Source organism: uncultured Eubacterium sp., from assembly GCF_945980375.1.
Classification (GTDB): domain Bacteria; phylum Bacillota; class Clostridia; order Oscillospirales; family Acutalibacteraceae; genus Eubacterium_R.
Genome location: NZ_CAMFQO010000037.1, coordinates 1 through 10,110, shown reverse-complemented (window position 1 = coordinate 10,110; position 10,110 = coordinate 1). Strand labels below are relative to the sequence as shown.

General features: G+C 39.4%; 10 protein-coding genes and 1 other annotated feature. Of the genes, 3 read left to right on the top strand and 7 right to left on the bottom strand.

Going from position 1 to position 10,110, the window contains the following annotated elements; all coding sequences use genetic code 11:
• The first annotated feature begins 114 nt into the window (after nucleotides 1–114).
• The 3 genes from asd to dapB are packed head-to-tail and all read left to right on the top strand — an operon-like array spanning nucleotide 115 to nucleotide 2,892.
• Complete coding sequence (gene asd / locus Q0P34_RS07895; RefSeq protein WP_294955201.1) at nucleotides 115–1,197, top strand: aspartate-semialdehyde dehydrogenase; 1,083 nt, start codon at nucleotides 115–117, stop codon at nucleotides 1,195–1,197.
• A 23-nt stretch (nucleotides 1,198–1,220) separates the two neighbouring features.
• Nucleotides 1,221–2,111: a 4-hydroxy-tetrahydrodipicolinate synthase gene (gene dapA, locus Q0P34_RS07890; RefSeq protein WP_294955199.1), complete on the top strand. Its 891-nt coding sequence runs from the start codon at nucleotides 1,221–1,223 to the stop codon at nucleotides 2,109–2,111.
• Between the two features lie 22 nt (nucleotides 2,112–2,133).
• The gene (gene dapB / locus Q0P34_RS07885) at nucleotides 2,134–2,892 is read left to right on the top strand and encodes a 4-hydroxy-tetrahydrodipicolinate reductase (protein WP_294955197.1); all 759 of its coding nucleotides are present in this window, start codon (nucleotides 2,134–2,136) and stop codon (nucleotides 2,890–2,892) included.
• Between the two features lie 49 nt (nucleotides 2,893–2,941).
• Here dapB and Q0P34_RS07880 read toward each other — a convergent pair whose 3' ends face one another.
• The 7 genes from Q0P34_RS07880 to recA all read right to left on the bottom strand — a co-directional run bounded on the left by Q0P34_RS07880 (nucleotide 2,942) and on the right by recA (nucleotide 10,048).
• A complete protein-coding gene (locus Q0P34_RS07880) occupies nucleotides 2,942–4,069 on the bottom strand; it encodes an aldo/keto reductase (protein WP_294955195.1) in 1,128 nt (375 codons plus the stop codon).
• Nucleotides 4,070–4,086: 17 nt separating this feature from the next.
• A complete protein-coding gene (gene cysS / locus Q0P34_RS07875; protein WP_294955193.1) occupies nucleotides 4,087–5,481 on the bottom strand; it encodes a cysteine--tRNA ligase in 1,395 nt (464 codons plus the stop codon).
• Nucleotides 5,468–6,157 carry a serine O-acetyltransferase gene (gene cysE, locus Q0P34_RS07870; RefSeq protein WP_294955191.1) on the bottom strand — a complete coding sequence of 230 codons (690 nt, stop codon included), beginning with the start codon at nucleotides 6,155–6,157 and terminating at the stop codon, nucleotides 5,468–5,470. Before cysE ends, cysS begins: the two co-directional genes overlap by 14 nt.
• Before the next feature lie 2 nt (nucleotides 6,158–6,159).
• Nucleotides 6,160–6,368 (bottom strand) — a binding site (T-box leader).
• 36 nt (nucleotides 6,369–6,404) lie between these two features.
• On the bottom strand, nucleotides 6,405–6,989 hold the full coding sequence (pgsA, locus tag Q0P34_RS07865) for a CDP-diacylglycerol--glycerol-3-phosphate 3-phosphatidyltransferase (protein WP_294955189.1): 585 nt from the start codon (nucleotides 6,987–6,989) through the stop codon (nucleotides 6,405–6,407).
• Complete coding sequence (gene rimO / locus Q0P34_RS07860) at nucleotides 6,976–8,310, bottom strand: 30S ribosomal protein S12 methylthiotransferase RimO (RefSeq protein WP_294955187.1); 1,335 nt, start codon at nucleotides 8,308–8,310, stop codon at nucleotides 6,976–6,978. The genes pgsA and rimO overlap by 14 nt, the downstream gene beginning before the upstream one ends.
• A complete protein-coding gene (locus Q0P34_RS07855) occupies nucleotides 8,310–8,921 on the bottom strand; it encodes a regulatory protein RecX (protein WP_294955185.1) in 612 nt (203 codons plus the stop codon). Before Q0P34_RS07855 ends, rimO begins: the two co-directional genes overlap by 1 nt.
• Complete coding sequence (gene recA / locus Q0P34_RS07850) at nucleotides 8,921–10,048, bottom strand: recombinase RecA (protein ID WP_294955182.1); 1,128 nt, start codon at nucleotides 10,046–10,048, stop codon at nucleotides 8,921–8,923. Before recA ends, Q0P34_RS07855 begins: the two co-directional genes overlap by 1 nt.
• Nucleotides 10,049–10,110 lie beyond the last annotated feature (62 nt).

Sequence of the window (10,110 nt, the reverse complement as noted above, 5' to 3'; positions counted from 1 at the left end):
AGCGTCAAGATGTGTATAAGAGACAGATATATACTAAATTATTTGCTAACAATAGCACTTTGTCTATTATATTGCAAAACAATAAATAATACAAGTTCTTAAGGAGAATTATTTATGAAAAAATTTAATGTTGGCATAGTAGGTGCCACAGGCATGGTTGGTCAAAGATTTATGACCCTGCTTGAAAATCATCCTTGGTTTAATGTTGTGGTATTGGCTGCATCTTCAAGATCTGCCGGTAAGCCTTACGGCGAGGTTATCGGCTCTAAATGGTGCATGGACACTCCACTTGCAGATAAGTATAAAGATATGGTAGTAATGGATGCTACAAATGATATTGAAAAAATCACATCAATGGTTGATTTTGTTTTCTGTGCGGTAAATATGAAAAAGGACGAAATCAAAGCATTGGAGGAGGAATATGCAAAGCACGAGTGCCCTGTTGTATCAAACAACTCTGCACACAGATTTACGCCCGATGTTCCTATGGTTGTGCCTGAGCTTAATGCAGAGCATATCCACATTATTCCGGAGCAAAGAAAAAGACTCGGTACAAAGCGTGGATTTATTGCAGTTAAATCAAACTGCTCACTTCAGTCATATGTACCTGCTCTCTTCCCTCTTCACGAAAAATACGGTGTAAAGGATGTTCTTGTTTGTACATATCAAGCAATTTCGGGTGCAGGTAAAACATTTGAAACTTGGCCAGAAATGATTGACAATGTAATTCCGTACATTGGCGGCGAGGAAGAAAAAAGCGAGAAAGAGCCTCTTAAGCTTTGGGGTAAAATCGAAGGCGATCATATTGAAAATGCAACAAAGCCAAACTTTACTGCACAGTGCATCAGGGTTCCTGTTTCAAACGGACATCTCGGAGCTGTGTTTGTAAACTTTGAAAAGAAGCCTGAAATGGACGATATGATTGAGATTTGGAACAGCTTTAAGGGCAGAGCTCAGGAGCTTGAGCTTCCGTCAGCACCAAAGCAATTCCTCAACTATTTTACAGAGCCTGACAGACCGCAAATCCATACAGAGCGTATGCTTGAAAACGGAATGGCTGTTTCTATCGGCAGACTCAGAGAGGACACACAATATCAGTATAAGTTTGTTTGTCTTTCTCACAACACTCTTCGCGGTGCCGCAGGCGGTGCAGTATTACTTGCAGAGCTTCTTGCCGCTGAAGGTTATTTTGACTAATTATTAATAAGGAGAATTTTGATATGAAGAATCCTGTATTTACCGGTTCTGCTGTTGCTATCATCACACCAATGAATGATGATTTCAGCATAAATTATGATGAATTTAAGAGATTTATTGATTGGCAAATCGACAACGGTACAGATGCTATTGTTATTTGCGGAACAACAGGCGAAAGCTCAACACTTCGCACCGTTCACCACCTTGAAGCTATCAAGTTCTGCGTAGACTATGTTAACGGCAGAGTACCTGTTATTGCAGGTGCCGGCTCAAACAACACAGAATGCGGACTTGATTTGGCTATAAAGGCTTGTGAATACGGTGTTGATGCTTTGCTTCTTGTTACACCATACTACAACAAGTGCACACAAAAGGGTCTTATTAAGCACTACACAATGTATCACGACGCTACGAATGTGCCGATTATTCTTTACAATGTTCCTTCAAGAACAGGTGTAAACATTGCACCGGAAACACTTAAGGAATTGTCAAAGCTTCCGAGAATTAACGGTGTAAAGGAAGCATCAGGCAACATCAGTCAGGTTATGCAAATCAGAGCACTTTGCGGAGATGAGCTTAACATTTGGAGCGGTAACGATGACCAAATCCCTGCAGTTATGGCTTGCGGCGGTAAGGGCGTTATCTCTGTTCTTGCAAACATCTGCCCACAGGAAACTCACGATATGGTTCAGGCTTATCTTGACGGCGATGCAAACAAGTGTACAGAAATGATGGCTTACTACCTTGAGCTTGCAAATGCAATGTTTGTAGAGGTTAATCCTATTCCCGTTAAGGCCGCGTGCAATATGATGGGCTGGGCTGCCGGTCCTTGCAAGATGCCTCTTTGCGATATGACAGATGAGCATACCGAATATGTTAAGAGCGTAATGCAAAAGTACGGATTACTCAAGTAAAAACAAATAAGAGGACTTATAAATGACAAGAATTATTTTGACCGGCTGCTGCGGAAAGATGGGTGGCGTTATTCAAAACATCGTTGCCAATCGTGATGATGTAGCTATTGTTGCCGGTGTAGATAAATACAATAATAATAACACGGCGTTTCCTGTTTATGAAAGCATTGCAAATGTAAAGGAAGAAGCAGATGTTGTTATTGATTTTTCAAATCCGTCATTGCTTGACAGCTTGCTTGAATACGGAAAAAGCACAAAAACAGCTCTTGTAATTGCTACAACAGGTTATGATGATTGCCAAAAGCAAAAAATAAAAGACGCATCTAACGATTGCCCTATTTTCTTCACATATAATTACAGTCTTGGCATCAACCTTCTTGCTAACCTTGCAAGAAAGGCTGCGGCATTGCTCGGTGATGAATTTGATATTGAAATTGTTGAACAGCACCACAATCAAAAGATTGATGCTCCGTCAGGTACTGCTTTAATGCTTGCGGATGCAATTAACGACGAGCTTGACAACAGAATGAAATATGAATATGACAGACACTCCAAAAGAGAAAAGCGTACTAAAAATGAAATTGGTATGCATGCTATCAGAGGCGGCACAATCGTCGGTGAACACGAGATAATATTCGCAGGAAGAGATGAGATAATAACACTCTCTCATTCAGCAAGGTCAAAAGAGGTTTTCGCCGTTGGCGCGGTTAATGCCGCAGTTTATATGATGGGTAAGCAGCCCGGAATGTATGATATGAGCGAATTGGTTAGCGCGTTATAATTTATTACGTACAAAAAACAGCAAGGTTAAAAACCTTGCTGTTTTTGTTTTAGAATACTGAAGATATTGTTTCGGATAACATCTTTGGTATGTCAATGCTTTGCGGACAATGCTCCTTGCATTTTCCACAGGCAACGCACTGTGTATGATTTACATCAATCTGTGCATATTTTTCCTTTGCCTGTTCAGCTGTATACTCTCCTGTCTTGAGCTTATTGTATACATCAAATATTGTACTGATTTTTACACTCTTTGGACAATCGGCACAGTAATCGCAGCCTGTACACGGTATAATTTCGCTTTCGTTTATGATAGATGCGGCATTTTGACAAATCTTTAATTCAACATCTGTCATAGGAACAAAGTCGGTTAACGACTGAAGATTATCAAGCATTTGCTCCTTTGCGTTCATACCGCTCAAAATAGTAAGTACATTATCGTGAGTTGCACAAAAACGAATTGCCCAAGAAGCTATACTTTTATCCGGCGCATTATTCTTAAACAACTCCTCTACCCTCTTTGGAACATCTGCAAGCTTACCGCCTCTGACAGGCTCCATAACGATAACGGGAATACCTGCCTCGGTTAATATTTCGTACTGAGTTTTAGCATCCTGATTTTTCCAATCAAGGTAATTCATCTGTATCTGTGCAAAATCCCAATGATGTGCAGCAACAATAGCCTTTAGATCATCAATTGTACCGTGGAAGGAAAAGCCGATGTTTTTAATCAAGCCTTGCTTTTGCTTTTCAAGAAGAAAATCGTATGCGCCGTACTTTTCACACTTTTCAAAATTTCCCTTGTCAAGAGAATGAAGAAGATAAAAATCAAAGCAATCTATACCTGTTCTTTGAAGCTGCTTGTCAAAAATCTTTTGCATATCGGCGGGCTTTTTACACATCCAAATAGGAAGCTTATCTGCCAAATAATAGCTTTCTCTTGGATACTTTTTTAGAGCCTGACCAATGAATTTTTCACTATTACCGGCATGATACATATAGGCGGTGTCAAAATAGTTTACTCCGTTTTCATAAGCCATATCAACAAGCTCTTGAGCCTTATTATAATCAATTAACGGATTTGCTTCTCTTTTAATCGGTGTTTTACAAGGCAAACGCATATTTCCAAGACCAAGTCTTGAAATTTCTACGTTCTTAAATCGTTTTCTGTCAACCATAATAACATTCCTTTTCTTTAATCCTTTGTCCAGATAACGCCTTGAGGTGTATCCTTTAATGTAATACCCTGTTCCTTTAATTCATCACGGATTCTGTCTGCAGTTGCCCAATCCTTATTGGCTCTTGCCTGCTGACGCTCCTCAATAAGCTTTTCTATTTCTTCATCAAGGCTGTTTGACTTTCTGTTATATACAAGGCCTAAAACGCCTGTCAGTTCATCAAACATATCTGCAGCAGCGGTGCAAACATTTTTTGATACATCCTTATTGATGATTTTTGTGTTAATATCGCTAACCAAATCAAAGATAGCGGCAATACCGTCGGCTGTGTTAAGGTCGTCGTCCATAACAGTGATAAACTGCTCTTTTCTGCTGTCAATAAGCTTGATTATTTCTTCGTCGTCAGGAATATCTGTGCTTGCATTTTTTACTGCAAAATCAAGACTTTCACGGCAATTATATAATCTTTCAAGTGCAGATTTGCATTGCTCAATTATTTCAAGGTTGTAATTAATAGGTGAACGATAATGGGATGAAATAAGAAAATATCTGATAACCTCGTATCCGTATACATCTGCAATTTCTCTTACGGTTTTGAAGTTGCCGAGTGATTTACTCATTTTTACATTATCAACATTAATATATCCATTGTGCATCCAATATTTTGAAAACATTGCATCATTTGCAGCCTCTGATTGAGCAATCTCATTTTCGTGATGAGGGAAAATCAAATCCTGTCCACCGCAATGAATATCAATGGTGTTGCCCAAATATCTTTTGTTCATGGCAGAGCATTCAATATGCCAGCCGGGTCTGCCCTTTCCCCAAGGAGAATCCCAATACGGTTCGCCCTCCTTAGCAGCCTTCCACAAGGCAAAATCAAGCGGATCCTCTTTCTTTTCACCTACTGCAATTCTTGCACCTGACTGCAAATCATCAATAGGCTGATGTGAAAGCTTGCCGTAACCCTTAAACTTCGATGTTCTGTAATAAACATCACCGTCAACAGCGTAGGCATATCCCTTTTCCTCCAAGGATTTGATGATTTCGATTATCTCATCAATATTTTCCGTTGCCTTTGGATGAACTGTAGCATCCTTAAAATTAAGTCCGTGAGCATCAATCCAAAACTCATCAATATACTTTTTTGAGATTTCCTCAAAGGTACTGTTTTCCTCATTTGCTCTCTTAATGATTTTATCATCAACATCTGTAAAATTTTGAACAAATTTTACATTGTAGCCTCTGTATTCCATATACCTACGAAGAACATCAAAAACACAAAGAGGTCTTGCGTTACCAATGTGAATATAATTATACACAGTCGGTCCGCACGCATAAATCTTTACCTCATTAGGATCAACCGGTACAAAATCCTCTTTACTTCTTGACAATGTGTTAAATATCTTCATTTATATACTCCTTTAGCTTATTTATTTCTTCCTTAAGATTATTAATCTGCTCTTCATTATGCCTTATTGCATTCATCAACGGATCGGGAATATTAATTTGATCCAAATCGTCAACCCGTTCCCCATCAATTCTGACAATCTCTCCCGGAACACCAACAACGGTACAGTTTGGGTCAACATCCTTTACAACCACGGCTCCGGCGGCAATCTTTGCATTTTTCCCGATTGTTATGGGACCAAGCACCTTTGCACCTGCACCAATCATAACACCGCTTTGAATTGTAGGATGCCTTTTGCCGACATCCTTACCGGTACCGCCTAAGGTAACCCCCTGATATATCATAACATCGTCGCCTATTTCTGCGGTTTCTCCAATGACTATTCCGTGTCCGTGATCAATTACCACTCGTCTGCCGATAGTTGCACCGGGATGAATTTCAATTCCTGTTTTATGGGCAGAGCGTTGGCTGATTGCTCTTGCAATAAACGGCATATTATGCTTATAAAACCAATGAGCCTTTTTATGAGAACGAAGCGCCTTAAAGCCCGGATAAAGAAAAATAATTTCAAACGGGTTTTCCGTTGCGGGATCGTGATCTATAAAGCTCTGTATGTCCTCCTTATATCGTTCAAACATAAACATTATCCTTTCGGTAAAATAAAAAGCCTCTGTCATACGACAGAGGCAGTAGTACTGCGGTTCCACTCTGATTTATACTCAAGCTACCAATATAGCCTTTGCAGATAACGGTGCCGCCGTCTCAAAATACTAAATTCCTTTGAGAAACTCATGGGTGCATTTCATAAGCAAAGCCATACAAACTTTCACCAACCGTTTGCTCTCTGAATGGTTTTGGTTTACTACTTCTCCCAATCACAGCCTTTATATACATTATATTCACTTTAATGATTAATTGCAAGTATTATTTTGTTTTGATAAAATGCCAACCGTCAATTGTATACTTTATTCCGCTTAACATTGTAACAATACCCGAAATCCAAAATGCAACGGTACAGTAAATATTCAGCCAATCAGGCGCATTAAAGCCATTTGTAGAAATAATAATTTCTCCGTCTTTTTCCAAAATTGCTAACAAAAGGAAGGTCATACCTGTTGATGCCATTTGAATAAATGTTTTTGCCTTACCGAAAACATTTGCGGCAATAACCTCGCCCTCAACAGTTGCGGCCATACGCATACCTGCAACAAGGAATTCTCTTGCCATCATTATCATAATGACCAGGTCTGTCCTTACGCCAAGATTAATCTGGATAAGAAAAGCAGCAAGAACCAAAGCTTTATCCGACAATGGATCCATAAGCTTTCCGAAATCCGTTACAAGCTTATGCTTTCTTGCAATGTTTCCGTCAACTGTATCGCTAACACAGGCAACAAAGTATACAAGAAGTGCCGCAACCCAATGATACCTAAATTGCCAAATAGAAAACAACCACAACACAGGAATACAAAAGAATCTAAACACAGTAATTTTATTAGGTAAATTCATAATACTCTCCTATCAAATCATATCCGTCATAATCGGTAATTTTTACAAAAACAAATTCTCCGATATTTATTTTTTTATCAGAGGTAAAAATTATACCGCTGTCAATTTCGGGAGAATCCATATAAGAACGGCCGACATATTTTCCGTCATCTATGTTATCCACAATTACCTTGTAAACATTGCCCACTCTATTTTTATTTGATGCCTCGGTAATATAGAACTGCGTATTCATCAATATTTCCTGACGACGCTTTTTAACATCATCGTCAATTTGATTATCCATATCGTATGCAGGTGTATCCTCCTCCGGAGAAAAGGCAAAGCAACCCATTTTGTCAAATTTAACCTCTTTTACAAAATCAGACAAATTTGCAAATTGCTCCTCTGTTTCGCCCGGGAAGCCAACCATAAACGTTGTACGCAATGCAAGGTCGGGAATGGCTTTTCGCATCTTTTCGATTAATGCCTTATATTCCTCGGCATCCCCTACTCTGTTCATACTTTTCAAAACATTTTTATCTGCATGCTGTAAAGGAATATCAATATAATTACATATCTTTTCTTCAGCTGCTATTGTATCAATCAAGCTGTCGGTAATCCTTTGAGGATAGCAGTAAAACAACCTTATCCATTCTATTCCGTCAATTTTTACAAGCCTTTTAAGCAGCTTATCCAACGAGTATTCGCCGTATAAATCCTGCCCGTACTTAGTTGTGTCCTGTGCTACAAGAATAAGCTCCTTTACACCCTTTGATGCAAGAAGCCTCGCTTCATCAACAACAGAATCCATATCTCTTGAGCGAAAACGTCCTCTGATGCCGGGAATGGCACAGTATGAGCATTTGTTGTCACAACCATCCGAAATCTTCAAATACGCCCAATGAGACGGCGTAGAAAGCACCCTTTCGCCATCTAAAGGAAGATAACACTTGTTTGGATAGCTGGAGGTTTTAATTCCGCACAATGCTTTACCGCAAACCTTCACAATATCGGCATTTGCACCTATACCTATAACAGCATCTACCTCGGGCATTTCTTTTAATATTTCATCCTGATACCTCTCGGCAAGACAGCCTGTAACAACTATCGCGGAAATAAGGCCTGCTTCCTTATATTGTGCAACCTCCAATATTGTTTCAATTGCTTCAGTTTTTGCATCCTCAATGAATCCACAGGTGTTAACAATCATAACATCTGAAGCCTCAATGGTGTTTACTATATTATATCCCGCTTGAGAAAGCTTTGCCAAAAGTGCTTCGCCGTCCACTTGATTTTTTGGACAGCCAAGCGAAATCATACCTACACTAAAACCCTTTGCCATTAATCGTATTCTTCATTTTCTATTCTGTAAAAAGCATTTTTTATATCAGAATAGGAAAAGCCCTTTCTCATCAATGAAGCAATAACCTTTTTGTTACCGTCTTCATTGTTTAATTTGTTCCTGTATTTTGTCAAAATCAAATCAACAACACAGGAAACATTGTCAAACTCGTAATCCTCCATAACCGAATTAATTATTTCATTTGGAATACCACGCTTGAACATTTCCTGCTTGATATGATTTTTGGACATATTCCTTGTTTGAGCAAGGTATTTAACAAGATTTCTTGCATACTTTTCGTCATCAAGATAACCAAGCTCAAGCATTTTTTCAATAGCTTTATCGGCATTTTTTTCATCAACAGTACGAAGAAGCTTTGTTTTCAGCTCTTTAACGGAATGATCTCGCCTCGAGAGCAAATCATAGCATTTGTCAACAGCCTTTTTATAATATATGGAATCGGTTAGACTTTCCCATTCCTCTTGAGTGATTTCAGTACCGTCCTTGAAATAATGCTCTGCCCAAAAATCTATATCTGTTGTTATTTGATATTCGTCATCGAGGAGCAGATGTATTTTTTTACCTCTGCCTTTAGTATGTGAAATTTTCATTAATCCTCGTCGTCATCAATTGCGATGTCAAGCTTTGCTCTTGCAGCAGCCCTTGTTTGAGTAACGGGAGCAGCAGACACAACGGGCTCATCTGCCGGAGAAATTTCTTCGGTATCATTTGAGCTGTTGTCCGCTAACATACCCTTAATCTTGTTTTCAAGCTCAAGCTGAACATCGGGATTTGCTTTGATATATTCCTTAAACTTTTCTTTACCTTGGAATCTTTCTTCTCCGTAGGTAAACCAAGCACCGCCCTTGCTAACAATACCAAGTGTAACGGCAAGGTCAGCTATCTCACCGATTTTGTCTATACCGGTGCCGTACATAATGTCGAACTCTGCCTGCTTAAACGGCGGAGCAACCTTATTCTTAACAATCTTTGCTCTTGTACGAGAACCGATGAACTCATTACCCGGAGCCTTAAGCTGCTCGGTCTTTCTAACATCAATACGCATTGAGGAGTAGAACTTGAGAGCTCTACCTCCTGTTGTAACCTCCGGATTGCCGTAAATTACGCCAACCTTTTCACGAAGCTGATTGATGAAAATTATTATACAGTTTGACTTGTTAATTGCACCTGTCAGCTTACGCAATGCCTGTGACATAAGCCTTGCGTGCAAGCCAACGTGTGAATCACCCATATCACCCTCAATCTCTGATCGAGGAACAAGAGCGGCAACCGAGTCAACAACAATAATATCAACTGCTCCGCTTCTTACAAGCTGTTCGGTAATTTCAAGTGCCTGCTCGCCGTTATCAGGCTGTGACACCAAAAGTGAATCAACATTTACACCAAGAGCCTGAGCATATGTTGGGTCAAGAGCATGCTCTGCATCAATAAACGCAGCCTCTCCGCCAAGCTTTTGACACTCTGCGACACAGTGAAGTGCAAGTGTTGTTTTACCTGATGATTCAGGACCGTAAATTTCGATAATTCTTCCCTTTGGCAATCCGCCGATACCGGTAGCAAGGTCTAAGGTTAAAGAACCGGTTGAAATAGCATCAACCTTCAAATGAGCACTTTCACCCAAACGCATAATAGCACCCTGACCGTACTGCTTCTCAATTTGTTTAAGAGCAGATTCAAGTGCTGATTTTTTATCGCTAATCTTTTTATCAACTGACATATAGTTACCTCCAAAAAATATAAAATTTCAACATTTATATTATACTATATATAGTATATAAA

Bases quoted from the DNA above. Each gene is read 5' to 3' on its own strand.
- asd (WP_294955201.1), top strand. From the start codon at position 115: ATGAAAAAATTTAATGTTGGCATAGTAGGTGCCACAGGCATGGTTGGT.
- dapA (WP_294955199.1), top strand. From the start codon at position 1,221: ATGAAGAATCCTGTATTTACCGGTTCTGCTGTTGCTATCATCACACCA.
- dapB (WP_294955197.1), top strand. From the start codon at position 2,134: ATGACAAGAATTATTTTGACCGGCTGCTGCGGAAAGATGGGTGGCGTT.
- Q0P34_RS07880 (WP_294955195.1), bottom strand. From the start codon at position 4,069: ATGGTTGACAGAAAACGATTTAAGAACGTAGAAATTTCAAGACTTGGT.
- cysS (WP_294955193.1), bottom strand. From the start codon at position 5,481: ATGAAGATATTTAACACATTGTCAAGAAGTAAAGAGGATTTTGTACCG.
- cysE (WP_294955191.1), bottom strand. From the start codon at position 6,157: ATGACAGAGGCTTTTTATTTTACCGAAAGGATAATGTTTATGTTTGAA.
- pgsA (WP_294955189.1), bottom strand. From the start codon at position 6,989: ATGAATTTACCTAATAAAATTACTGTGTTTAGATTCTTTTGTATTCCT.
- rimO (WP_294955187.1), bottom strand. From the start codon at position 8,310: ATGGCAAAGGGTTTTAGTGTAGGTATGATTTCGCTTGGCTGTCCAAAA.
- Q0P34_RS07855 (WP_294955185.1), bottom strand. From the start codon at position 8,921: ATGAAAATTTCACATACTAAAGGCAGAGGTAAAAAAATACATCTGCTC.
- recA (WP_294955182.1), bottom strand. From the start codon at position 10,048: ATGTCAGTTGATAAAAAGATTAGCGATAAAAAATCAGCACTTGAATCT.